20 protein-coding genes are annotated in these 23,711 nt (G+C 43.3%); 10 read left to right on the top strand and 10 right to left on the bottom strand.

The features are described from left to right. Positions 1-11 precede the first annotated feature (11 nt). From FFR00_RS10165 to FFR00_RS10155, 3 genes are read right to left on the bottom strand one after another with little or no spacing between them, the layout of a single operon-like run. Positions 12-2,615 (bottom strand): PqiB family protein, encoded by a 2,604-nt coding sequence (locus FFR00_RS10165; RefSeq protein WP_161985142.1) that lies wholly within the window; start codon positions 2,613-2,615, stop codon positions 12-14. Then, on the bottom strand, positions 2,602-3,210 hold the full coding sequence (locus tag FFR00_RS10160; RefSeq protein ID WP_137673286.1) for a paraquat-inducible protein A: 609 nt from the start codon (positions 3,208-3,210) through the stop codon (positions 2,602-2,604). Before FFR00_RS10160 ends, FFR00_RS10165 begins: the two co-directional genes overlap by 14 nt. Continuing rightward, positions 3,194-3,760, bottom strand: a complete 567-nt coding sequence (locus FFR00_RS10155; protein WP_161985141.1) for a paraquat-inducible protein A — start codon at positions 3,758-3,760, stop codon at positions 3,194-3,196. The genes FFR00_RS10160 and FFR00_RS10155 overlap by 17 nt, the downstream gene beginning before the upstream one ends. Positions 3,761-3,927: 167 nt before the next feature. Between FFR00_RS10155 and FFR00_RS10150 the strand changes: the two genes are divergently transcribed. The 4 genes from FFR00_RS10150 to prc all read left to right on the top strand — a co-directional run bounded on the left by FFR00_RS10150 (position 3,928) and on the right by prc (position 7,423). Next, complete coding sequence (locus FFR00_RS10150; protein WP_137673284.1) at positions 3,928-4,188, top strand: YebG family protein; 261 nt, start codon at positions 3,928-3,930, stop codon at positions 4,186-4,188. Between the two features lie 3 nt (positions 4,189-4,191). Continuing rightward, positions 4,192-4,671 (top strand): GAF domain-containing protein, encoded by a 480-nt coding sequence (locus FFR00_RS10145; RefSeq protein WP_137673283.1) that lies wholly within the window; start codon positions 4,192-4,194, stop codon positions 4,669-4,671. Positions 4,672-4,752: 81 nt separating this feature from the next. Further along, on the top strand, positions 4,753-5,382 hold the full coding sequence (gene proQ, locus FFR00_RS10140; RefSeq protein WP_137673282.1) for an RNA chaperone ProQ: 630 nt from the start codon (positions 4,753-4,755) through the stop codon (positions 5,380-5,382). A gap of 28 nt (positions 5,383-5,410) precedes the next feature. Continuing rightward, a complete protein-coding gene (gene prc / locus FFR00_RS10135; RefSeq protein WP_137673281.1) occupies positions 5,411-7,423 on the top strand; it encodes a carboxy terminal-processing peptidase in 2,013 nt (670 codons plus the stop codon). A 63-nt stretch (positions 7,424-7,486) separates the two neighbouring features. Here the strand turns inward: prc and FFR00_RS10130 are convergent, their stop codons facing one another. Beyond that, positions 7,487-9,412: an exoribonuclease II gene (locus FFR00_RS10130; protein ID WP_161985140.1), complete on the bottom strand. Its 1,926-nt coding sequence runs from the start codon at positions 9,410-9,412 to the stop codon at positions 7,487-7,489. A 132-nt stretch (positions 9,413-9,544) separates the two neighbouring features. Here FFR00_RS10130 and cobO point away from each other — a divergent pair, with 132 nt between their 5' ends. Both cobO and FFR00_RS10120 read left to right on the top strand, forming a co-directional pair. Next, complete coding sequence (gene cobO / locus FFR00_RS10125; RefSeq protein WP_137673279.1) at positions 9,545-10,141, top strand: cob(I)yrinic acid a,c-diamide adenosyltransferase; 597 nt, start codon at positions 9,545-9,547, stop codon at positions 10,139-10,141. Positions 10,142-10,332: 191 nt separating this feature from the next. After that, positions 10,333-11,622: a serine dehydratase subunit alpha family protein gene (locus tag FFR00_RS10120; RefSeq protein WP_201798727.1), complete on the top strand. Its 1,290-nt coding sequence runs from the start codon at positions 10,333-10,335 to the stop codon at positions 11,620-11,622. Positions 11,623-11,630: 8 nt separating this feature from the next. Here the strand turns inward: FFR00_RS10120 and FFR00_RS10115 are convergent, their stop codons facing one another. Continuing rightward, positions 11,631-12,566, bottom strand: coding sequence for a LysR family transcriptional regulator (locus FFR00_RS10115; protein ID WP_137673278.1), 936 nt, complete (start codon positions 12,564-12,566; stop codon positions 11,631-11,633). A 106-nt stretch (positions 12,567-12,672) separates the two neighbouring features. On the opposite strand from FFR00_RS10115, the gene FFR00_RS10110 reads away from it, so the two are divergent. From FFR00_RS10110 to FFR00_RS10095, 4 genes are all read left to right on the top strand, one after another. Continuing rightward, a complete protein-coding gene (locus FFR00_RS10110; protein ID WP_137673277.1) occupies positions 12,673-14,130 on the top strand; it encodes an NAD-dependent succinate-semialdehyde dehydrogenase in 1,458 nt (485 codons plus the stop codon). A gap of 18 nt (positions 14,131-14,148) precedes the next feature. Next, positions 14,149-15,429, top strand: a complete 1,281-nt coding sequence (gabT, locus tag FFR00_RS10105) for a 4-aminobutyrate--2-oxoglutarate transaminase (protein WP_137673276.1) — start codon at positions 14,149-14,151, stop codon at positions 15,427-15,429. A 183-nt stretch (positions 15,430-15,612) separates the two neighbouring features. Further along, entirely contained in the window at positions 15,613-16,971 is a 1,359-nt protein-coding gene (locus FFR00_RS10100) for a voltage-gated chloride channel family protein (RefSeq protein ID WP_137673275.1), read from the top strand. Between the two features lie 51 nt (positions 16,972-17,022). Further along, positions 17,023-17,331: a hypothetical protein gene (locus FFR00_RS10095; protein WP_137673274.1), complete on the top strand. Its 309-nt coding sequence runs from the start codon at positions 17,023-17,025 to the stop codon at positions 17,329-17,331. Between the two features lie 103 nt (positions 17,332-17,434). On the opposite strand, the gene FFR00_RS10090 is transcribed toward FFR00_RS10095, so the two are convergent. From FFR00_RS10090 to FFR00_RS10070, 5 genes are read right to left on the bottom strand one after another with little or no spacing between them, the layout of a single operon-like run. Further along, a complete protein-coding gene (locus FFR00_RS10090; RefSeq protein WP_137673273.1) occupies positions 17,435-18,343 on the bottom strand; it encodes a PstS family phosphate ABC transporter substrate-binding protein in 909 nt (302 codons plus the stop codon). Further along, positions 18,340-18,945: an OmpA family protein gene (locus FFR00_RS10085; RefSeq protein ID WP_201798726.1), complete on the bottom strand. Its 606-nt coding sequence runs from the start codon at positions 18,943-18,945 to the stop codon at positions 18,340-18,342. The genes FFR00_RS10090 and FFR00_RS10085 overlap by 4 nt, the downstream gene beginning before the upstream one ends. Beyond that, a complete protein-coding gene (locus tag FFR00_RS10080; protein WP_137673272.1) occupies positions 18,942-20,255 on the bottom strand; it encodes a TolC family outer membrane protein in 1,314 nt (437 codons plus the stop codon). Before FFR00_RS10080 ends, FFR00_RS10085 begins: the two co-directional genes overlap by 4 nt. A 16-nt stretch (positions 20,256-20,271) precedes the next feature. Beyond that, the gene (locus FFR00_RS10075) at positions 20,272-21,591 is read right to left on the bottom strand and encodes an HlyD family type I secretion periplasmic adaptor subunit (protein WP_137673271.1); all 1,320 of its coding nucleotides are present in this window, start codon (positions 21,589-21,591) and stop codon (positions 20,272-20,274) included. Beyond that, positions 21,584-23,707, bottom strand: coding sequence for a type I secretion system permease/ATPase (locus tag FFR00_RS10070; RefSeq protein WP_137673270.1), 2,124 nt, complete (start codon positions 23,705-23,707; stop codon positions 21,584-21,586). The genes FFR00_RS10075 and FFR00_RS10070 overlap by 8 nt, the downstream gene beginning before the upstream one ends. Positions 23,708-23,711: the final 4 nt, after the last annotated feature.

The raw sequence follows: 23,711 nt of genomic DNA, 5'->3' as shown, positions 1-23,711 counted from the left end.
AACGAATATGTCTAAGGTTGAATAGAAGGGCTCCATTGTAGCCATTTTTCGTCGTATGTGGACTGTAATTGATATTTATCGTTATCATTTGCTGATTCGGCCAACGGCGTTGTTTCTGGAGTCGCGAAGGCAATACCCCCAGTTAACAGGGTTTCCATTGAATCAAGACGAATATCTGCCCCGCCTAATCCCAGTTTTACATCCACTCCTGAGGCATTCCAAAACACACTATTCGCCCTAACTAAATGACGATAACTTGAGTCAATGTTAAGTCGCGCTAGAATTTTTGAGCCATCCAGTTCTAATTTCGCTTTATCAACAGTGCCTACTTTGTATTGTTTATATAATACCGGGCTGCCTATTTTAAGAGACCCAAAATGGCTTGAGCTTAACCACACATGTAGTGAACCCTTGTCGGTGTTAGGCACCTCTTTTAACAGCTTAAATGTTTGAAGCGGTTTCCCTTTACCAGGCAAAGCGTTAATAAAATCGCCTTTGACCAAAGTATCCAAATTTTTCACTTCAGATAGGCTAATCGAAGCACTTTCTTGCCAATATAAGCTTCCACTGCGTGCGAAGTTGCGATAGTAAGGGAAATCTAGCTCAGCACTTGCCGTTAATGTGCTTAAGTCTTCACTAAAGCCCAGTTGGGTGACTTTACCGATCTGTTGGCCTTGATATTTAATTGGCATGTTGTTGTATATGCCGTGGCTATCTTGAGTAGACAGGGCGATATTTAAGTGCCGTTTAGTCGCCAATTGTTTTGATTTATAAATTGTACGCTGGGTTTCTTTAGCTAATTCGTCGAATTGATCAAAGCTTATACCGCCTAACACGAGTGATTTTAATGACTCGCTGTTTACGGATAATCCCTCTAAACTTGCTTTAATTTCTAGGCCAGAGGCATGCCAAAAACGCGTGTTATCAGCGACTAGGTAACGGTAATTTCCATAGATTTCTAGCTCAACCTCGATTTCCCCATCTTTTAGTAGCTGATAAGAATCTACTTTACCTACCGGAACTCGCCTATATAGTACTGGTGCCCCTTCAGCTAAAGAACCTAAATAGTCAGTTTTTAGTGTAAGTTTAAGCGGAGCAAGCGCTTTTTCTTTAGAAAGCAAAGCGGCTTGTTTGTTGTGATGTAATCGGAACGTTTTACTGGTGCTAGACTTTTTGGACTGCCCAGGTAACAAAATAATAGGAGACTGTATAAATCCGCTTAAACCACTGCTTTCTACAGTAATGCCATTCAAGTCTGCTTCTACCGCTAATGGACTTTGGTTATAGAAACGGGAATTAATGGTGAGTAGGCTTGCGAATTCTGGTGCGATATATGTCGATAACTCAAAACTTCGGTTTTTTAGCGTCAGCGCAAGAACTTTACCTATGGTTAGTCCATTGTAGACGATAGGGCTACCTGAGCTCACACCTTTAACGTTATCAGTAGTCAGCGTGAAGGCTTTACTGCCCTGTGGTGGCTTAGGGGCTAAAGATAGCTCAAATTGTGTAGCAAGCTCTCCTTGGTCGGCAATAACTTCTATTTGCTTAGCGCCGACTAAGGCCCCTATATTTTTAACGCCATTTAAGCTAATTTCTGGTTTGATAAGAACAAGTTGAGTAGAGCTATTAAACAAATCTTCATATTTGGGCTCAACCAAGGCTTTAGCAGTAAACTGGTCATGACTGCCGTTGTTTATAATTTCGCTAACAAAACCAATGTTAGCGCCTCGATAAATTAGTTTACTCCTACCTGCCACCAATCCATTTTGCTGTTGCATACTAATTTGAATCGCTTTGCCGCGGTGAGAATCCTTTAGGTTATCGTAGAGGGTAAAGCTTTGCCCTTTTGTGGCAATGGCAGATTGAAGAGGACTGTCAAAACTCACACCACCAGAAATAACACTGGCTAAGCTCTCGCTGCTTATCTGCATTCCGTCTAGGGAAATATCTGCCTCAAAGCCACTCACATTCCAGAAGCGCGTATCTATTTTCACTAAATGAGCGAACTGAGGCCTTATTTGAATATCAAATTCTACTTTGTGTTCGTCTGTAAGTTGGTAACGTTGAACCTCACCAACTTTAATCTTTTTAAAGTAAATCGCGGAGCCGATATTTAGAGAGCCTAAATCGTCAGCGCTTAGTCGCACGTTCAGACCTTTACCTCTAATGATGTTTGGCGGTTCTGAGAGGGCAACAAAACTGTCGTCATATTTCCCCGTGCCAGGGTTTAGCTCTATATAGTTGCCAGATACTAAGGCATCTAAACCACTAATTTCTGTAATTGAGGCCTTCGGTGTCACTAACCAAAATTGGCTGTCAGCTTTTAAAAGCTGTTCGGCTTCTCTTTTAACTTCTGCTTTTACTATTACCCCTTCCAACTTAGGGGCTAATGCGACTGACTTAACTACGCCGATATCTAAGCCCTGATAGAACAACTGTGTTTGCCCAGCAGTAATACCTTTGGCACTTTCGAACACAATATCAATTTTTACGCCTGCTTCTGACCACGCTTTAAATAGCAGCCATGCTCCTAGCACTATCGCTAAAATAGGCAGCAACCAAATAGGGGAGATTACGCGTTCTTTTTTAATCTCTGGAGCACTAGCGTTGTTCAAGTTGTTTATCCCATATAATTCTTGTGTCGAATGACTTAGCAGCAAATAATGTTAACAACACAACTGCACCAAACGCAGTAGCACCGGGCCCGGCTTCTACTCCGACTAAGTTGTTACGTTCAAAAACCGCTATCATAATTGACAGTACAAACAGATCAAGCATCGACCATTTGCCGATAATGTCAATTATCCTATAAATAACAATACGTTGTCGATTATCTAAATTCATCTTGAATTGCAAGCTGAGCATAATCACGATTAAGCCAACAAGTTTCATAACTGGAACAACAATACTGGCTACAAAAACGACGATGGCAATGCCTACCATGTCGTCCTTTATTAAACTAATTACACCAGACATTATTGTTTCGTATTGAGGCGCTCCGCGGGTACTTAGTACGGTAATAGGCATTAGATTAGCGGGGAAAAGGCCTACTGTAGCGGCAATAACAAATGCCCAACACTTTTGTAGGCTGTTTGGGGCTCTGGTATGCACTCGCATATGACAGCGTTGGCAATGAGTTTGCTCTTCGGACATAGAAAGTTTGCAGTGTCTACAGAGCTTTAAACCCATTTGCTTAGCGGATGTGTACATAACGCTCCCAGTACTCTGCTGGTTCTATCCGTTGAATCAAACGAGTAGATAACAATAGCGTAATACATATACACCAGAGGCCATAACCTAAATCAATATCAGCATATTCAACCAGTTTCACTAGGGCGACTAAAAAGCTGACGATATAAACCTCTATCATGCTCCAGTGAATCAAATCATCTTGAAAATGCAACGCAGTGGCAAGACCTGGCGCTTTCCAACCCTTGCTTAACGACAACGATGTGTAACAAATAAGGCTAAAAAGCAGTATTGGTGCAATGAAACTGGCGATAACAACAGCAAAACCCACTAGGTAATAGCCGTGCTCCAACAGCAATACTGTGCCACGAAGAATGTTAGCTGAGCTGGGTATTCCCAAGAATGTAAAGCTTAATAAAGGGTAAGTATTTGCAAGAGACACCATAATTAAGCAGGTAAGGGCGAGTGCAAATTGGCTAGAAAATCGGGCTCTGTTACCTCGCGCTAAGGTATGCTTACAGCGTGGGCAAATAAGAACTTTACCGGCTCTGCAATGGGCGTGCGTATCCACTAAAAGATCACAACTTGGGCAAATGGATAGCTTTGATAACTCAGAAGATTTCATAATCTACATATTAGCCAAGTCGAGCCAACTATGCTGTAAAAATTTGTCACTAGTAGTTTAAAAATGAATGATGCATACTATCCTGTATATAAAAACAGTAAATGGAGGCAGCGGTGGCTGTAATTATTAAATATGTCGTCGAACGGAACGGTGTAGAGAAAATGACTTTTAGCTCAAAGAAAGAAGCCGATAACTACGACAAAATGTTAGATGTTGCCGATCAACTTACTTTGTTGATTAAGCACGCAGAGCCAAAACTTAACGAGCAACAAGCAGAAAACTTAGGTTTTTACCTTTCATCGCAGCGCAACGCTTTACAACAGGTGCTAAAAGGCCAAGAGTTTGAGCCATCAATGATAGAAGAAGAGGCTTAAAGCTTGGAACAGGTATCAACACATTATATCACGCTTGGCAAACAGTTAGACGCTATTTTAGACAAAGACCTACCTTACATATCAAACTTAGCAAATTTCTCTGCTTTATTGTGGCTAGAGTTAAGCGACATTAATTGGGTTGGTTGTTATTTAATAAACCAAAACAAAGACACATTATTTTTGGGCCCGTTCCAGGGTAAACCTGCTTGTACCTCTATTACTGTAGGTAAAGGTGTGTGTGGCGAGGCCTTTGCTCAGCAAGAAACTCTAAGAGTGGCTGATGTGCATAGTTTTCCTGGCCACATCGCTTGCGATAGCGCGAGTGAGTCTGAAATTGTGGTGCCATTCCGTTTAAATGGGCAACTCTTTGGGGTAATCGATATTGATAGTCCTAAGCTTTCCCGTTTTGGTGCCGATGACCAAATTGGTATCGAGCATTTAGTTAACGTGCTGGAAAATAACTTGGCGGATGTGCATTTTTAATGGCTTTTCAATATACGCTCACTATAATAGCCGAAATCAGCCCTGTCGCTGTACCAGAAGAGATGTTTAAGAAAGGTCATCATGGAACAAACTAATAAACTGAAAAATAGTAAAGAAGTCATTCAATATTTGGCAATGCAATTTCCTAACTGTTTCTCTACAGAAGGTGAAGCTAAGCCACTTAAAATTGGTATTTTTCAGGATTTAGCTGAACGTCTAAAAGAAGACGAGAAAGTTAGTAATACTGTACTTCGCTCGGCACTGCGCCAATACACTTCAAGCTGGCGCTACCTACATGGCGTTAAAGTGGGTTCTAAGCGAGTTGACTTAGACGGTGTTGAAGGTGCTGAAATTGAGCAAGAGCATGTAGAACACGCGCAAAAAACCTTGAAAGAAAGCAAAGATAAAGCTTTTGCTAACAAGAAAGCGCAGGCCGAAAAAGCCGACAAAAATAAATCTGGCGAACGTAAGGCTAAAGCTGAATTTAAACGTACTAGTAAACCGAAACAAAGTACCAATAAACCAGCGGTAGAGAAAAAGCAGATTGAAAAAATCGACAGTAAAGATTTAGTTGCTGGGAAGCAAGTACGTGTATTGGTTGGAAAAACACCAATGCCGGGCCAGATCTCAGAAGTAACAAAAGATGGCATTGCTGTTACACTTAAAAGCGGTATGTTAGTTAAAGTTAAAGCAGAACATATCGTCGCATAATCGTTTTTAGTAGTGAGAATAGGTGCCTATGAAATATTTGAGCCGTCTGTGGCTATTTTTTTTAACGCTTAGTTACTCAACTCTGTTGTTGGCTCAAACGCCTACATTAGGACAAGACGCGCTACCCACATTAAGCCAGCAAAGCCAACATGCAACCGCGGCTAAAAGGATTAGCGCTTTATACTCCCGTTCACACTACCGCAGTGTTCCGTTCGATGATGAACTTTCCAGCGAAATGTTTGATAAGTTCGTACAACAGCTCGATTACAATCGCAGCTTGTTTCTTGAGGAAGACTTTCTTCGCTTCGAACGCTACCGATTCAGTTTAGATCAAGACATTCCAGCAGGGCGTTTAGAACCGCTTTACTCAATGTTTGATTTGTCCCTTAAACGTCGTTACCAGCAATTAGTGTATTCATTACAGGTTCTCGATGAACCGATGGATTTCACTAAAGACGAAGACTTCCAATTTGACCGTAGTGAAGCAGACTGGCCTAAAACCCAAGCAGAGATAAAAGAGCTGTGGCGTTTAAAGGTTAAGTACGATGCGCTTAACTTAAAGCTTGCGGGTCGAGATCACGACAAAATTGTAGAGGTGTTAGCTAAACGCTATAACAGTGCGATTAAACGTTTAGTGCAAACTAGCAGTGAAGATGTTTTCCAAACGGCTATGAATGCATATTCTCGTAGCATTGAACCGCATACCAGCTATTTGTCTCCTCGCACTGCAGAGCGCTTCAAAATGGAGATGAATTTATCTCTTGAAGGCATTGGAGCGGTGTTGCAAGGTCAAGACGAATATACGGTTATTCGTAGTTTGGTGCCTGGCGGCCCTGCTGCAATGAGTAACCAACTAGGTCCTGAAGACAAGATTGTGGGTGTTGCCCAAGGCGAAGATGAGATTGTAGATATTATCGGCTGGCGTTTAGATGACGTAGTTGATCTTATCAAAGGCCCTAAGGGCACCACTGTTCGTTTAGAAATCTTGGCATCGGGCGGCAAAGTTGATGGCAAAACTAAAGTTGTTGATATTATTCGCGACAAGGTTCGTCTGGAAGACCGCGCCGCCAAAAGCGAAGTTATTGAGTTACATGGCAAGAAAGTAGGGGTACTTAACGTACCGAGCTTTTACGTAAACTTAAGCGAAGATGCTAGCAAAGAGCTCAATAAACTTGACGAAGAAAACATCAGTTCACTGATCGTTGACTTACGTGGAAATGGTGGTGGAGCGTTAACCGAGGCAACAGCGTTAACCGGGTTGTTTATACCGCAGGGGCCTGTAGTCCAAGTTCGTGACCAGTTAGGCCGCATTACCGTTAACAATGATACGAGTAATTCGGTAACTTACAGCGGCCCAATGGTGGTGTTAATTGACCGTTATAGTGCTTCAGCATCAGAGATTTTTGCTGCTGCGTTACAAGATTACGGAAGAGCACTGGTTATAGGCGAACAAAGTTACGGTAAAGGTACTGTTCAGCAGCATCGCGGTTTAGGTCGAATTTACGATTTGTACGAAAATGAATTAGGTCATGTTCAATACACAATTGCTAAGTTTTATCGTATCGATGGCGGCAGTACTCAGCACCGTGGTGTAGTACCTGATATATCATATCCTTCAGCTTTGTTACCAGAAGAAACTGGTGAAAGTGTAGAAGATAACGCACTACCTTGGGACAAGATAAAGCCCGCTCAGTACAAGCTATTAGGTGACGTTAGCCCTTATATTGAAGCCTTAGATAAAAAGCATTCAGCACGAATTGCCAATGATACTGAATTTCAATATATCGTTAGCGACATAGCTGACTACCGTAAAGATAAAGATATGGTGTCGGTTAGCTTAAGTGAAAAATCGCGTATCGCGCAGCGAGATGAAAAAGAGCAGAAACAATTAGCTCGATTAAATGAACGCTTAGTTCGCTTAGGTAAAGAACCCGTAAAAGATTTAGAAGATGCGCCAAAAGATTTAGAACTAGACGATGCATTTTTAACTGAAGCTGCCGAAATTGCTCTAGATTACTTAGAGCTACGTAACCCAAGTTAATGTTTGTTAAAATTAGAAAAGCCAGCTTATAGCTGGCTTTTTTAGTTTTAGGTATTGCTTGGTTTAAACTGGGCTAGCTACTATTGATTGCTGTAGCTTTTTCACTTCAGTGATTTTTACTTCAATGATATCACCAAGACTAAACTGCTTATCTTTGGTAGTGATAGTGCCTAACTCGCTTTCAATGCTTAAGTCTTCAGTTTTGTCTGCAAGCTTTGTTTTAGGAACAAATGCCGACGCGCCGCTGGCTAACAATCGAATGTTTAAACCACCGCGATTAATATTGGTCACTTCTGCCTCTAAACCAATGTTTGGATCTTGTTCAGCAAAATACTCACAATACAAATAAGTGGCCATCTCACGTTCGGCAAAACGTTGGCGCTTTCTGCAGTCGCTTAAATGTTCAGCTAATGATTCAGACAGCGGTGAATTTGGCGTTTCTCCGTTAAGCACCGATTTAATTAAGCGATGATTAAGTAGATCGCTGTATTTACGGATTGGAGAGGTCCAAGTGGCGTACTTTGCTTCACCTAAACCAAAGTGAGGCAAGCAAGTTTCACTGTAAATACTAAAATTGAAATGTCGTTTAACTAATTGATCTAAGGTTTTGTTGCCGCTAGCAATAATGTTACGACGCAACTGACAGAAGTACTCTAGATCATTGAGCTTATCTCGCTCTACCGATATTTCAAATTTGCCAAGTAGTTCAACTAGGCTGTCTAGTTTCTCTTCTTTAAAGCCTGAATGGCTAGCAAATACACCGCGACCTAAATTTTCATCCAAGAAACGCCCACCGCATATGTTCGCAGCAACCATTGATTCTTCAATCATGCGATTGGCGCTACGGCGATTCTGGCGCAAAATGTCCATCACTTGGCCTTTGTTATCCAAAACAAACTCGTAATCTGCTTGGTCTCCAAAAACTGAGGTATTTTGTTCGCGCCATTGGTAACGTTGCTGGCTCATTAAATCCAGTTGCTGAAGAGCGATAGCGAGTTCTTCATGCTGGGCAAGCTCTAGATTCGTCTGCTCTATAAAATCTGAAACCTGATTGTAATTAAGTCTGTGCTTAGACTGTACATTTGCTAAATAGAAGTTGGCATTGTTAAGTAGCTCGCCATTAAAACCAATCTTCATTTCGCAAACTAATGCTGGCCTTTGCTGTTCCGCAAGTAATGAGCAGCGCTCATTGGCCAATTTACTTGGCATCATCGGCACAGTACGGGCTGGGAGATAGAGAGTAAAAGCACGCTTTACAGCGGCTTTTTCTATCTCGCCTTGTTCTTCTAAATATGCGCTAGGGTCTGCGATAGCTACTTTTAGCGTCCAATGGTCTGCATCGCGTTTGATTGATACAGCGTCATCCATGTCTAGGGTGCTTTCACCATCAATAGTAAAAAACAATTCATTAATTAAGTCTTTACGCTCAATGTTTGGGTCAATGATATTTAAGTCACCAGTAAATTCAGGCTGATCCCATGCGAGCTGGTGCTTAAGCGTGGTCGCTTTCCAGCGGGCAAAATTATCGTCACTTTCTGCAATAAACTCTACGATTTCAGCTTGGAAATGGTCGTCTTTAAGTGCGTGTTTCAGCAGCTTAGCCATCACCCAATCGCCTTGTTTGATTGAAAAACCACTGTCTTTTTTAACTTTGGCATTCAAGGCTTGGTTTATTAGAGGGTGATCTACCTGTAGTTTGGTTCGCTTGTCTACAAAAGTTACGCGCGCTACAAAGGTATCAAGCGCTGCGTCGACTAGCTCTTCTGGTTCAGCTGATTCTTTACCACTGTTTTCACGAATGACCGCGCTAATACGGTCGCCATGAATTAGCCTCTTCATCATAGGGGGAGAGATGAAGTAGCTTTTTTTATTATCTGTTTGAAGGAATCCAAAGTTTTTTTCGGTGGCTTTAACCACACCTTCAACAGTTGGAATCGTCTCTCTAATTTGCTGCTTCAATTGGGCTAATAGAGGGTTATCTTTAAACATAAAGGCTTCCATCATTTATCGTGAAAGCACTATACCCAAAGGTTTATAGCTATTCTAGAGAAACAGTACTGGTTTATTGGCTTTAGCTCAGGCTACACTTGCCAACAAATAGGTAACAAGTGAAGAGCAGGGATGAGTAAAGATCAAGAGAAACACCAGCAACGCCAGGAAAAACTAAAAGCTAGCGTTGATGCAAAGGTAGAGGATGCGCAAATCGAAAAAGGCTTGCTGCTGGTCATAACCGGAAACGGTAAAGGTAAATCAACCGCTGGCTTCGGCAACGTTGCGCGTGCAACTGGCCATGGTTATAAGGCTGTTGCCGCGCAGTTTATTAAAGGCGGCTGGGAGTGTGGTGAGCGAAACTTGCTAGAAAAGAATGGTGTTGAATTCGCTGTTATGGCTACAGGTTTTACTTGGGAAACTCAAAATCGAGAATTGGATACTCAAGCTGCGCAAGAAGTGTGGCAACGTTGTAAGCAGTGGTTAGCCGATCCGTCTATTTATTTGGTGTTATTAGACGAGATAACATACATGTTGAGTTACGACTATTTAGACGTAGATGAAGTGGTTGCAGCCATTGAGCAACGCCCTAAAGAACAGTCTGTAGTTGTTACTGGACGCGCTTGCCATCGTAAAGTGATAGAACTGGCGGATACTGTGTCGGAAGTTAAAAACGTTAAACATGCTTTTGAGTCTGGGATAAAAGCTAGACAAGGCGTGGATTGGTAGTCGTTGGTCTTGCTCCTCAAGCCCTTTCCTGGGGCTTGATTTCTTACATCAATGTAAAGTTAGAAATATATTGCCAATTTTTGATTATAGTTGAAAAAAAATGTCTTCATTCGGCTAGTCATAGTCAAAAACGCCAACACTTTCTAAGCGACTAAAAATATCATATGGGTATCTTAAATCACCGAGAATTCATGATGGTAAATCAGTGGCAACAGTATATAGACCTAGTACAAAAGGAAGTGGTACCGGCATTAGGTTGCACCGAGCCCGTCACTGTTGCTTTAGCGAGCGCTAAGGCGAGCGAATTACTGGGTGGGGTTCCCGATCATCTCACCATTAAGGTTACTCCCAACTTATATAAAAATGGCATGGGGGTATTTGTACCTGGAACCGGTAAAGCCGGTTTGCCTATTGCCGCAGCAGTTGGTGCTACTGCAGGCGATGCAGATAAAGGTTTAGAGGTTCTTGCAACTATCAGCGAGCAAGGCTTACTGAGGGCGAATCAGCTTTTAGACGAAAAGCGTGTGTCGGTGTCGATGGTTAGCAATGACGATGTACTTTACACCGTGGTAAACGCGAGTTTGGCTGATAAGCATGTAGAAGTGTGCATTGCTAAAGCGCATACCCGTTTCGAATATATGGTAGTGAATGGTGAAGTTGTTTACCAAGCAGAAAATGTACAATGCACGAGCTCAACTAGCGAGCAGAGCTTAAGCTTAACGATTGCCGACATTTTGTCATTTATAACTGCGGTTCCCTTAGCTAACATAAGCTTCATTAAACGCGCGGCAGAGTTAAATAAAGCACTCGCCGATACCGGTTTAAGCGGCAACTTTGGCCTAGGCCTAGGCGCTAGTTTACAAAGCCAAATGGATCAGGGCTTACTAAGCGATGACTTACTGGGACGAGCAATGCGTTTGGGCGCCGCGGCGTCAGATGCGCGCATGGGCGGAGCTCATCAAGCTGCGATGAGCAATTCTGGAAGTGGTAATCAAGGTATATCTGCAACTATGCCAATTGTTGCCTTTGCTGAGTTGCGCGATCTAAACGATGATCAATATGTACGCGCGCTAATGCTTAGCCATTTAGTCGCCATTTATGTTAAGTCTAAACAAAATAAACTATCGGCGTTATGTGCTGCTACCACGGCCGCAATGGGTTCTACCGCAGCACTTACTTGGTTACTAAAAGGTGACTTAGCGGCTATCCATCGGGCTATCAATTCTATGATTGGTGATGTGTCTGGAGTGTTTTGTGATGGAGCAAAAGCAGGTTGTGCTATGAAGGTATCAACCGGTGCAAGTAGCGCAGTTAAATCGGCGATACTCGCTGTTGCGGGCCGCTGTGTGTCTTCTCAGCAAGGCATTGTTTTTGAGTCGGCTGACGACAGTATTACTCAGCTGGGCCTTATGTCTAAAACTGCTATGTTGTCTACCGATGAAGCCATTATTGCTACCATGCAGCACAAGCAAGTTGGTTAACAAAAAGTTTAATGCTTACTCTGCTGATGGTTAAACACTAGAGAAAGCTCAGACATAGCCAATTGCACCTTTTCTTTATCGTTAGAGTTAACCTTGTGTACCAAGCTCAACTCAAAGGGGTAGCAATACTCCGTGGCATTAATCAATCTAATGTCTTGATTGTCTAGGTAGGGTTTAACTTCACTTTTAGGTAAATACCCGATATAAGCACCAGATAATATTAAGGCCAAGCGGCTATCAAATTGGTAGCCTTTGGCGCCAAAGTTTAACTGTTGCAGTTGCTTGCGGCCTTTAGGGTTTAACTCAATGCCAGGGTGAATGGCGGAGTATTGACTCAATATGCTCGGGTCAATGTCGGTATCACTCAGGTGATATAAAGGAGAGTGCTGGCTGGCACATAAATAGATAGTTTCACTAAATATCACTTCACTTTGTAGGCCATCAATACTTCGGTAGGCCGGGTAAAAACCAATATGGGCTGTATTGTTGATTAACGCTGATTCGATATTAGCGACGGTATCCATGTTTAGCGAAACACACAACCGTGGCGCCTTTAGTTTGATAGCCGCAATAGCTTTGCCAAGGTTAATAATGCTGCTTCTATCTAACAAATCTGAATACAAGATAATAAGTTCACCGCTTAAGGTTTTGCCTAAGTTGTCAACTAACGAGTCAAACTCTTGTATCGATGCGAATAGCTTTAAACACGCCTGGTAGACCACTTGGCCGCGCTCAGTTAACGCAAACCCACTGCGCCCACGTACACATAGCTTTAAGTTCATCCTACTTTCTAAACTCGACATATGTACGCTGATTGTTGAACGTGTAATGCCTAAAAACCCTTCGGCGGCTGCAAAACCACCATGTTCGACAACTGCTTTAAACACTCTTAATAAACGTAGGTCGTATTCACTTAATTGTTTACCGTTGATTGGGTCTAACATAGTTTTACCTAGTTCAAACTAAAGTTTTATTGTTTGATATTTAACATTGTTTTTAATTGGTATTCAATAAGTGTTAACGGTCTGAGTCGCTATAGAGAATCACGCAATGGAAGCTATCAAACATCGTGCTTTGTTAAAAATGCAGTCTTACATCAATGGACAGTGGCACGCTTCTACCAAGCAGTTTGCTGTGCATAACCCCGCTAACCAACAGACTATTGCTTTGGTTGATGATGCCGGTATAGATGGAACTGTACTCGCTATTGAAGCGGCTAAGTCGGCCTTTAAGGCTTGGAGCAGCAAACCTGCCAACGAGCGAGGCACATTGCTTAGGCGTTGGTACCAGTTAATGTTAGAGCACCAAGATGATCTAGCGCTAATTTTGACTCAAGAGCAAGGTAAGCCTTTAGCCGAAGCAAAAGGAGAGATAGCGTACGGCGCGGCATTCCTTGATTGGTTTGCCGAAGAAGGAAAACGCTGTTATGGCGATGTAATTCCAGGACCTGCGTCAGATAAACGCATCTTAGTGATTAAGCAAGCGGTAGGGGTTGTGGCTGCGGTAACTCCTTGGAACTTTCCTAACGCAATGATCGCGCGTAAAGCCGCGGCTGCATTAGCTGCAGGATGTACTTTTGTAGTTAGGCCTGCGCAACTAACGCCTTTGTCTGCCTTAGCGATGGCTGAATTAGCCCACCAAGCAGGTATTCCGGCTGGTGTGTTTAATGTTGTAGTGGGTGAAGACGCTCGGGGTATGGGAAAAATACTGACCGAAAGCACCGACGTGGCAAAATTTACCTTTACGGGCTCTACTGCTGTTGGCAAACAGCTTATTGCTCAGTGCGCTGGTAGTGTTAAAAAAGTCTCTATGGAACTCGGTGGTAACGCCCCGTTCATAGTGTTTGATGATGCAGACTTAGACGCTGCTGTACAGGGGGCTTTGGCATCGAAATATCGAAACGCCGGGCAAACCTGTGTCTGCGCAAATCGATTCTTTGTACAAAGAGGTGTTTATAAAGTATTTGCCGAAAAACTGGCTGCTGCATTAGCCCAATTACCCGTAGGTAATGGCTTAGCTAATGATGTAGTGATTGGCCCTATGATTAGTGAGCAAGCCAAAATTAATGTTCATGAATTGGTGACTGATTCGGTGTCTGCTGGTGCCAAAATCCTTAGTGGTGGTGATGCTCATCATGCTGGCAGCCATTTTTATCAACCTACCATCATGACTAATGTGACCAACGATATGCCTATCGCCAGAAATGAAATCTTTGGCCCGGTAGCGCCGCTGATAATGTTTGACGATGAAGCTGAGGTTATCCAGTTAGCTAACGATACTGAGTATGGCTTAGCGGCCTATTTCTATACCAGAGATATAGGGCGGGTGTGGCGAGTAGGCGAGTCACTCGAGTTTGGCATGGTAGGCGTGAACGAAGGGATTATTTCCAACCCTGCAGCACCATTTGGCGGGGTAAAGCAATCGGGAAGTGGCCGTGAAGGCTCACAATACGGTTTAGATGATTACACCGAAATAAAGTATTTGTGTATGGGCGGCTTAAACGCTTAGAAAATAGGGATATTGCTAATGAACAATCAACAACTACAACAAAGAAAACAAAAAGTATTCGCGAGAGGGCAAGGTAATATTTACCCGGTTTATGTTGAACGTGCCTTAAACGCTGAAGTATGGGATGTGGAAGGTCGCCGTTATATAGATTTTGGTACTGGGATTGCAGTTTGTAATACTGGCCATAGTCATCCTAAAGTGGTTGAAGCAGTAAAGGGTCAGCTCGATAAGTTCAGCCATACCTGTGTAATGGTGAATCCTTACGAAAGTGCCGTGGCATTAGCTGAAAAGTTGGTGGAACTTGCGCCTGGCTCAAGTGACAAAAAAGCGATGTTTGTTACCACTGGCGCAGAGGCTGTAGAAAATGCGGTAAAAATTGCTCGTGCTGCCACTGGGCGCAGAGGTGTAGTGGCCTTTAATGGTGGCTTTCATGGTCGTACTAATCTCACCATGGCATTAACCGGTAAAATTACGCCCTACAAACACTTATTTGGCCCCTTTGCAGGAGATATTTACCATGTGCCTTTTCCTACAAAGCTACATGGGCAAAGCACTGAACAAAGCCTATTAGCCTTGAATAACTTGTTTAAAGTAGATATTGCGGTACAAGACGTGGCTGCCATTATCATCGAGCCAATTCAAGGAGAGGGCGGTTTTTATCCTGCGCCTAAGTCTTTGTTGCAAGCGCTACGTAAACTATGCGATGAACACGGCATTGTACTGATAGTTGATGAGATTCAAACGGGGTTTGGCCGTACCGGTAAAATGTTTGCCTGTGAAGGCGCTGGGATCGAGCCTGATTTAATCACGATGGCTAAAGGTATAGCTGGAGGGTTCCCCTTATCGGCGGTGGTAGGTAAAAGCGCATTAATGGATGCACCGTTACCAGGTGGGCTAGGCGGAACCTATGGTGGATCGCCTGTCGCGTGTGCAGCAGCCTTAGCTGTGCTTGATTTAATTGAAAAAGACAAACTAGTGGAGAGGGCACAGCAAATAGGAGTGCAGTTTGGCGAGTACTTGAATCAGTTACAAAAGCAGTTTCCTGATTTGATCGCTGAAGTGAGAATTTCGGGTGCGATGATCGCCATTGAATTAGTGACAGAAGGTAATGCGAATCTGCCAAATACTGCGCTTACTCAGCAACTCATCGCGAAAGCCCCTGAGTATGGACTGATTTTGTTGGCCTGTGGTTTTTACGGCAATGTAATTAGGTTTTTGCCAGCATTAACGATTGAAGACGACATTATTGCTGAGGGTATGCAGCAATTTAAACAGGTATTTACTGACTTAGCTGATTAAGTCAAAGTTATTAAACAAGTACTTAGCGAACCTTTTCGGTTCGCTTTTTTGTTTCCGCAAAACTATACAACTTAGCTTAGCTTCGCTATGTTGTTACTTTAAGTAACAATAAAACAAGCAGCGTTATGTTAGTTTCTTGTTTTGACGTTAAGCCGCACGGCCATATGCTGCAAAGGAATTCTAATGCCAAGCCCGTTACCCAATAGCCCTAGCTCCTTGTTTGTACTATTACGTTGGCTACTATTGCTAATACCACTGGCTTTGGTGGTTGGTTCACTAAACGCGCTGTTTTTATGGTTGTTAGATTACGCCAGCCATACTCGCGCAGACAATCCTTACTTGTTGTACTTTTTGCCTATTGCTGGTGTGGTGGTGGTGTTTATCTATCGCCGTTTTGGCAAAAACTCCGAATCTGGTAATAACTTAATCATTGATGAAATCCATCAACCAGGAGCGGGTATCCCGGCCCGTATGGCCCCGTTGGTGCTTATATCTACTGTAGTCACCCACTTATTTGGTGGCTCAGCTGGTCGTGAAGGCACCGCGGTTCAAATTGGCGGTGCTTGTAGTGCTGCCTACGGAAAGATGTTTAAGTTAACCGGTCGCGACTACCAAATTTTGTTAAGTGCTGGGGTGGCGGCTGGCTTTTCTGCGTTGTTTAGCACTCCCTTGGCAGCCACTATTTTTGCGTTAGAGGTTCTGGCTGTAGGAAGAATTAGATTTGATTCCGTCATACCCGCCTTATTTGCGGCTATTTTAGCCGATGTAGTGTGTACTGCCTGGGGCACGCCGCATACTCAATACAAAATAGATTTCCTAGAGCACGTAATGCTGTTTGAACATGTGGTTCATGTTGATTTACTTATGTTAGGTAAAGTACTCGTTGCCTCCATCGCTTTTGGTATTGTTGGGTATCTATTTGGCGAGTCGGTGTTTATGTTTAAAGACATCTTCAAGCACACCATCAAAAATCCTTACTTGATCGCAATTGTTGGCGGAGTAATTGTAGTCTGTATTGTTAAGCTAATTGGTAACCAGGACTATATAGGTTTGGGGGTTAATAGTTATCGTGAGGGAGGCGTAAGTATTATTAGCGCCTTTAATGAAGGCGGTGCAGAGTGGTATAGCTGGATGCTAAAATTATTACTCACCGCTATTACGTTAGCCGCAGGTTTTAAAGGGGGAGAAGTAACGCCGTTGTTCTTTATCGGTGCCACTTTGGGTAATACTTTAGCCTGGATAATGGGCGCTCCTGTTGATTTATTTGCGGCAATTGGCTTCATCGCAGTATTTGCGGCGGCTACCAACACACCTTTGGCTTGTACCATTATGGGGGTTGAACTTTTCGGCTCTGACCACTTGCTGTATTTTGCTGTGGCTTGTTTTGTTGCTTACTATTTTAGTGGACACACCGGAATATACTCATCACAACGTGTGGCGGTACCTAAATCGACTAATTTTGCCGCTCATGAAAAAACCTTAGGTGAAATTAGAATGGCTAATAACAAGCTAGTGCAGTGGCTAAAAAAGCGGAAAAAGTAGATGGGCTCTTCAGTCAGTAAGAAAACCATAATAATTTCTGCGGCTCTTTGCTTGAGCCCGTCTATTGTGTTTGCTTACCCTGGAAACCTGACCACCAACTTAGAAGGGAACGAGTTAAAAGCCACGGTAACCTCCAACTCTGATCAACCGATACGCTGCCAACTTTCTGCTGGTCCAGATATTGTGTGGATGGAGATTGAAGATAAACAAGAAAACTTCAAGCTGGCAGAGGGTTATCGAACCCATGATTTAAGTTTATATTGCAAAGTTATTAAGCAAAAAACTAAGCCAAGACCATGGCGAATTAACCCTTACAACACGCCAATTCCTGAGTGGAACAAAGTTATCTACCCTGATTAGTGACCTAATCAATGACCATTTGATCTCTCCTAAACCAACATCCAAGATATGAATAGTAAAGGCGGCATGGCCGCCTTTACTATTGGCTATTTATAGCCTCCAGCTATTTATAGCCTCCAGCTATTTCTGGACTGGTTTGCTGCAATGTCACCAGATTTCGGTGTAAAGCCTCTTCTGGTAACGGGATAAAGCCGTACTTAAGCATTCGCTGTTGGGCATCATCTGTTTGTACGTACTGAACAAACTGTCTATATGACGAATGAGAGTAGTTGCCGTTGGGGGCTATGTTAAGATACATATAGTAAACATTGGCCAAAGGGTAGCGACCCGACAATATGGTCTCGTGATTTAAATCGAAATAGTCGCCTTGCTTATCGATTAACTGTAGTGCTTTTGCTTGGTCAAAATTATTTTGGTAAAGCGTATAAGCAATCGCATCGGTTTGTTTATCCAGTGTGCTCAGTAGCCGCGTTGTGCTGACTTGAGTTGCGGCATTTTGCTTGCCATCGCTACAGGCTACTAATTCGTTAAACTTTCGATGTTGATCTAGCTCTTCACTAACCGCATAGCGTTGAATAGCGCTTTTAGCATAACTGGAATTTATAGTGTTCCAATTTAGAGTGGTAGCCTCTGTTTGGCAGGCAAATATTTGCTCTAAAGAAACCATATCGATAGCGTTTATTGGATTGTCTCGGTGCACCAGTATGGCAGCAGCGTCGGAGCTAAAAAACAACTCAATAGGTTGATAACCATAACGTTTAACAAACTCCGCCATGTCACTGTCTAACCATCGCTGAGAACTAATACCTACGCGACCTTTTCCTTCAATAAAGCTTTGGCTTACTGTGGTGGTTTTTATAATGCCTAATTGCTCAGCGAGTTCAGCGCTTTTTATCAACTCAATCACGGGTTCTACAAGTTCGTGTTCAACTAAAATACGCTGCTGGGTATCTGCTTGCGCTAAGTAAGTAATCAGCATGGTGGACCAAAGAAAACTATGGATTAGCTTCATTGTTCAACTCCTCGCAATGTTGCCTTTTCAGAACTATAAATAGTCCACTGCGTTTGAGCCTGTAACTGCTGTTCTTTAAGAACCGCAATGACCCGTCGTTTTCGCTGTTTCAGCTGATGAGTGTAATCAGTATCTTGGTAATACTCTTGTATTAGTATTCGCTGCTTATCGACACCTTGTTTTGTTAAGGCTAGGGTAATTGCATCGGTGCGTTGTTTAGCAAGCCGATGATTGTAGGTTTCGTTGCCTTCACTACTTGTATCACCTATCAGTGTCACTTGCAGTTGCGGGTTTTGCTGTAAAGTTAGCGTTAAGTGCTGTATCTGCTCATGTTGATCATTTCTAATCTCGGACTTATCTAAGTCAAATAACACGCTATGAATGGCAAAGGATTGTTCACTTAGCCAAATAGCACAGCCATTGTTATCTATCAGCGTACCGGAAGGGGTTTCCCTGCATTTGTCGCGTTGATTGATAACCCCATCATTGTCATGATCTCTAAGATCGTCGATTTGATGGCGAGTGACTTGAGTATCTGGTTGCTTGGCGCAGGCTATAACCAGCAAACAAACTGACATGAGAATGGTATTTTTAATGCTCATTGTTTAGCCTCCGTTTGCCATTGCTCAGGGTATTCAACTCTCAATGCGTAGGTTAAGCGACCCATCGCATTTAATATTCGATAGGCTGCAAGGGTGTGTTCGTAGTCCGTTTCAATATAGTTTTTGCGGGCTAAAAATACCTCCACCTTGGCATCAAGCACATCAAGCAAACTTCGCCTCCCCACATTAAATTGTTCTACGTAACCCAGCTCAGCGGCCTTGGCTGCATCTACATTTACTTGAAGTAATTGCTTTTGTTGGGCGAGTAATTCATACGCATGCCAAGCCAATGTTGTGCCTTCAACTACTTCGCGTTGGGCACGTATTCGAGTGGTTCTTGCTTGCTCACTGCGCCAAGCTGCGGCTTCCGTATTCGCGGTGGTACGCCCACCACTAAAAATGTCATAGCTCATTGTTAGCATTATTCGCGCGTCGCGGTCAGGTCCACGAATACCACCAACGTTGTCATTTCTGTTGGCTACAGCTTCAAGGTTAAACTCTGGGTAATAGTTGCCTCGTTCACGGCGAGTTTCTTGATGAGCGGCTTCAATGTCTGCCATCGCAGATTGAATCTCTGGATGGGTATCAATTCCTTGCTGTATGGCTAGTTCTTTATTGTTCGGTATTAGCTGATAGTCAAATTGTGGCTTTACTAAGTCTTCGGGAAGTCGACCCACCAACCGCGAATACTGAGCCTGTAGATCGTAAAGATTATTAGTGGCGGCTATCGTAGAGCTTTTAGATGTGGCCACTCGCGCTGATATTTGGGCTAAATCGGAATTACTGCTTAAACCATTTTGGGTACGTTCTAGAATATCGTTATAAATCTCTTGGTGCTCTAGCACGTTTCGTTGGCTAAGCTCCAATACCGTTTGTGCTTTAAGGGTGTTTAAATACACTCTAATCACGTCTAAGGCGACGTTTTCAGCGTCAGACAAAAGCAGCATGCGTTCTGACTCAGCTTCGTAACTTAAACGAGAGATATTGGCGTTGGTTTTTAAACCGTCGAAGATTAACTGAGAGGCTTTTATACCAACTTCAGTTCGATTTAAATTGCGCTCGTCACTAGGGACTTGTACACCACTGTTGTAATAGGTGTCTTCGTAACCCGCAGCAGCATATACATTCAGTTGCGGAAGGTAGTCTGCTTGAGCGCCATCTACATCTCGTAATACTGATTGAAAGCGGGCATATTGGCCGGCCACATCAGGGCTGTAGTCAATGGCATAAGCGACTGATTCTTCGATGGATAATGCAGTTGCATTTACACTTAGTAGCCAAGTAGCGGCAATTATTACAGATGAACGCATTCCTTCTCCTCATCCGTTAAGGTTCACGAAGAGCACTAGCTTTAGCCCTGAGTAAGGGTTTAAGCCAATAGCTCAATACTGATTTTTCCCCGGTTAATATGTCTACCATGGCTTGCATGCCTGGGATTACCTGCAAGTTAGGATTAGCTGTTTGATTGAGTAGAATGTGCGCCCTGTAATAGGTGCTACCATCTTCATCTTGTAAGGCGTCGGGGCTTACGTAGCTAACGGTGCCTTTTTGTCCGCCATACACCACAAAGTCAAACGCAGTAAACTTCACCATCGCCGGCAAGCCTTCGTGGATAAATCCGATATCTTTAGGTGCTATTTTGGTTTCTATAATGAGCCGGCTATCTTGCGGGACAATTTCCATAATCGCTTCGCCGGGGCGAATCACGCCGCCAATCGACCGCACTAGTATGTCTTTTACTGTGCCCTCAATAGGCGAGGTGAGTTTGGTTCGATTAAGTTGGTCGGCTACCGCTCGTTGGCTTTCATCTAACTGCGCTAACTTGGCCGATACCTCATTTAGCTGAGCCTGTGCTTTAGTTCTAAACTCAACGGCAATGTTTCTTCGCTCTAAAATGGCTTCATTAATGGCCGCTCGAAGTTTGCTTGCCATTAGTTTAGCGCTAGTAATATCACCATTAAGCTGAATTTTGTCGCGCTGTAGCTTAAGCAATTCAACTTTTGCTACGGCTCCGCTGGCGACAACATCTTCTAACATCGATATTTCTTGCTCTACCACCACTAGGCTATGTTGCAGGGTTTGTTGATTACCTATGGCATCGTTTAGCGCTTGTTGATGCTGTTCGACACTTAAAGTAGCTTCTTCGAGTTGTGCATTCAGCTGGCGGATACGTTGTGCAAAATTTGCGCTCGAATTAGTTTGTGCGCGATGATTTTGGTTTATAAACTCAAGCGGTTTCGGGCTCACTGTTACTTGCTGTGTCCAATCTTTCGGGCTGGTATTTATGCTTACGCTAGCAAGTTCTGCAATAAGTCTGGTTTCTTGAGCGAGCAGGGTGCTTCGCTGTTGTTCACTTTCCAAAAATGCTGCTCTAAATCGAGTATCTTCTAGGGATAGTAGAGTCTGTCCTTGGCTCACGTGGTCACCTACTTCTACATACAGCTGTTTAACAATTCCACCCTCTAAACTTTGAATTTTACTGATGGCGGAAGAGGGAACGACTTTACCATCGCCTACGACTACTTCATCTAAGGTGGCTAAAGTTGCCCATACAATGAGGCTAATTATCAGTCCCACACAGAGCCATACAATGAGGCGAGATTGTTGGGCTAAGCGTTGCTGTTGCCAGGCAAGTTGACTAGTCATGTTTCGCCTCTCTCACCACACTCACTGAGTGACGTTTTTTGGATTGAAGTCCCAAAATTACTGAAGCCTTGTCATTAGCGACCAAATGTCCTCTTTCAAGTACAATGATTCGGTCGCAAATACTCAATAAGCTTTGTTGATGGGAACTTATTACCATCGTCATATCACGCGGTAGCTTGCTTAAGCTTTGCTTTATCAAACTTTGATTATTGTTATCCAAGGAGCTTACCGGCTCGTCTAACAGCAGCAGTTTGGGTTGTCTATATAGAGCTCGGGCTAGTGCTACCGCTTGACGCTGTCCGCCCGATAACAACATTCCGCGTTCACCCACTTGGCTCTCGAGACCATTACTTAAACGTTCAAGGTGGGTTTGAAGACCAGATTGGCTAATGGCCGATGCGAGTTTTTGTTCGTCTAATTCAGATTCCCCTAACAGTATGTTTTGTATAACACTACCGAATACCAAATGAGCATCTTGTCCTAACCAGCCTATTTGTTGGCGCAGTACGGTTGGAGGCCACATCGACGAATCAATATCTTGATAAAGTATTTGCCCGCTAGTGGGAGAATATTGACCAGCTATTAAAGAAATCAGGCTTGATTTCCCCGAGCCAGCACTACCTATTATGCCCAGTCGCTCGCCTGGCATCACTTGTAGTTCAATATTGCTTAGCGCATTAAAGTTTTGCTCTGGGTAACACAAACTGACTTTATCAAACACCAATTTTCCTTTGAAACTACCGGGCTGAATAATTTGCTCTGGCTTGTGTTCTTGAGGTAATTCCATGACTTGTTCTAAACCTTGAATGGCCGAGCGGCATTGTTGGTAGCGTAAGATAAGCATGGAGAGCTGGTTAATAGCACCAGCCGCGCGCCCACTCAACATAACAATGGCAATTAAACCACCCATGCTTAAAAGCCCTTCAGAAATACGGTATACACCAATGACTACTAAGCCAATAGTGACAACTTGTTGGCTGGTAACGATTGAATGGCTCACTAAGTTACTTAGGTGCCTAGAGCGTATTTGCCAGTCGCTCATTTGGCTGGTGGTTTGCTCCCAAGTTCGTTGGCTAGCGCCTTCGGCGTTGAATTGTTTTACTTCAGTTAAACTAGATAAGGTTTCAAATAACTCTGCTTGCCGTTGAGTTGACAGCTTAGCGGTTTGCTCCATGCTGGCCGCGATCTTTGCTTTCATCAGTAAACTAAAACTGAGTAATCCAATTAACACGCTTAACGGGACAAACACCATTGGCCCACCGAGCCAGGCAATTAGCACTAAGAAAAACAAGGTAAAGGGGAGGTCGACTAAGGTGACAAGGGTTATTGAAGTAAAGAACTCGCGCACACTGTCAAAGTCTTGTATTTGTCGAGAAAACGCCCCTACTGATTGAGGTTTATTCTCTAAGCTCATGCCTAGCACTTTTTGCATAATGCTTGCTGAAAGCTTGTTATCGATTTGCTTGCCGGCCATGTCGGTAATATTGCTGCGTGCTTTACGCAACAACCAATCAAAAAGCAGCGCAACGCTTACCCCTATTGCTAATGTCCACAAAGTATTGAACGCCTGATTGGGCACCACTCGATCATAAACATTCATAGTGAAAAGCGGCACAACCATCGCCAGTAAATTGATAAATACTGACGCTAAGAGTAAGTCTCTAAACCAAGGTTTTACCTCATTGAGTGCTTGTGTTATCCAGTGTTGCTGTTTGGTATCGTGTAACTGTTCCACCCTGGTGTCTTTGGTGATTGTAGGGCTGATGAGCCAAAGCTGTTGTGAGACTTCGGCTTTAAAGTTCTTTAAGGTTTGTTGGCAAGCTGCGTTTTTGTTGGAAAACTGATAATTAACCATTTGTTGGTCGATTTCGGTCACCATCCGTAGCTGTTGTTGTTTATCTAGGGCTACCAATACGCCGCTAAATTGTTTGGTTTGTTCTAGTTTTACTGGAACCGCTTTTAGGCCTGTTTGTTGACACGCACGAGCGAAAAGATCAGCATTTAGCTGTCCATTTTCCAAAGGAAGACCGCGCAATAGGGTTAAGCGATTAAAGCTTTGACCGAAATGGCGACACATCCATTCAATGCTGTCTAACCAGGCGTCCTGCTGTTCCATATTT

The organism is Agarivorans sp. Toyoura001 (assembly GCF_005405585.1).
GTDB lineage: Bacteria > Pseudomonadota > Gammaproteobacteria > Enterobacterales > Celerinatantimonadaceae > Agarivorans.
Note: the sequence above shows the minus strand (reverse complement) of the source record. Positions and strands in the feature narration are given on the sequence as shown.

What these genes read in the sequence shown, in the direction of transcription:
- proQ (WP_137673282.1), top strand. Translation starts at nt 4,753, where the DNA reads ATGGAACAAACTAATAAACTGAAAAATAGTAAAGAAGTCATTCAATAT.
- FFR00_RS10120 (WP_201798727.1), top strand. Translation starts at nt 10,333, where the DNA reads ATGATGGTAAATCAGTGGCAACAGTATATAGACCTAGTACAAAAGGAA.
- FFR00_RS10115 (WP_137673278.1), bottom strand. Translation starts at nt 12,566, where the DNA reads ATGTTAGACCCAATCAACGGTAAACAATTAAGTGAATACGACCTACGT.
- prc (WP_137673281.1), top strand. Translation starts at nt 5,411, where the DNA reads ATGAAATATTTGAGCCGTCTGTGGCTATTTTTTTTAACGCTTAGTTAC.
- FFR00_RS10130 (WP_161985140.1), bottom strand. Translation starts at nt 9,412, where the DNA reads ATGTTTAAAGATAACCCTCTATTAGCCCAATTGAAGCAGCAAATTAGA.
- cobO (WP_137673279.1), top strand. Translation starts at nt 9,545, where the DNA reads ATGAGTAAAGATCAAGAGAAACACCAGCAACGCCAGGAAAAACTAAAA.
- FFR00_RS10160 (WP_137673286.1), bottom strand. Translation starts at nt 3,210, where the DNA reads ATGTACACATCCGCTAAGCAAATGGGTTTAAAGCTCTGTAGACACTGC.
- FFR00_RS10100 (WP_137673275.1), top strand. Translation starts at nt 15,613, where the DNA reads ATGCCAAGCCCGTTACCCAATAGCCCTAGCTCCTTGTTTGTACTATTA.
- FFR00_RS10110 (WP_137673277.1), top strand. Translation starts at nt 12,673, where the DNA reads ATGGAAGCTATCAAACATCGTGCTTTGTTAAAAATGCAGTCTTACATC.
- FFR00_RS10090 (WP_137673273.1), bottom strand. Translation starts at nt 18,343, where the DNA reads ATGAAGCTAATCCATAGTTTTCTTTGGTCCACCATGCTGATTACTTAC.
- FFR00_RS10085 (WP_201798726.1), bottom strand. Translation starts at nt 18,945, where the DNA reads ATGAGCATTAAAAATACCATTCTCATGTCAGTTTGTTTGCTGGTTATA.
- FFR00_RS10075 (WP_137673271.1), bottom strand. Translation starts at nt 21,591, where the DNA reads ATGACTAGTCAACTTGCCTGGCAACAGCAACGCTTAGCCCAACAATCT.
- FFR00_RS10070 (WP_137673270.1), bottom strand. Translation starts at nt 23,707, where the DNA reads ATGGAACAGCAGGACGCCTGGTTAGACAGCATTGAATGGATGTGTCGC.
- gabT (WP_137673276.1), top strand. Translation starts at nt 14,149, where the DNA reads ATGAACAATCAACAACTACAACAAAGAAAACAAAAAGTATTCGCGAGA.
- FFR00_RS10080 (WP_137673272.1), bottom strand. Translation starts at nt 20,255, where the DNA reads ATGCGTTCATCTGTAATAATTGCCGCTACTTGGCTACTAAGTGTAAAT.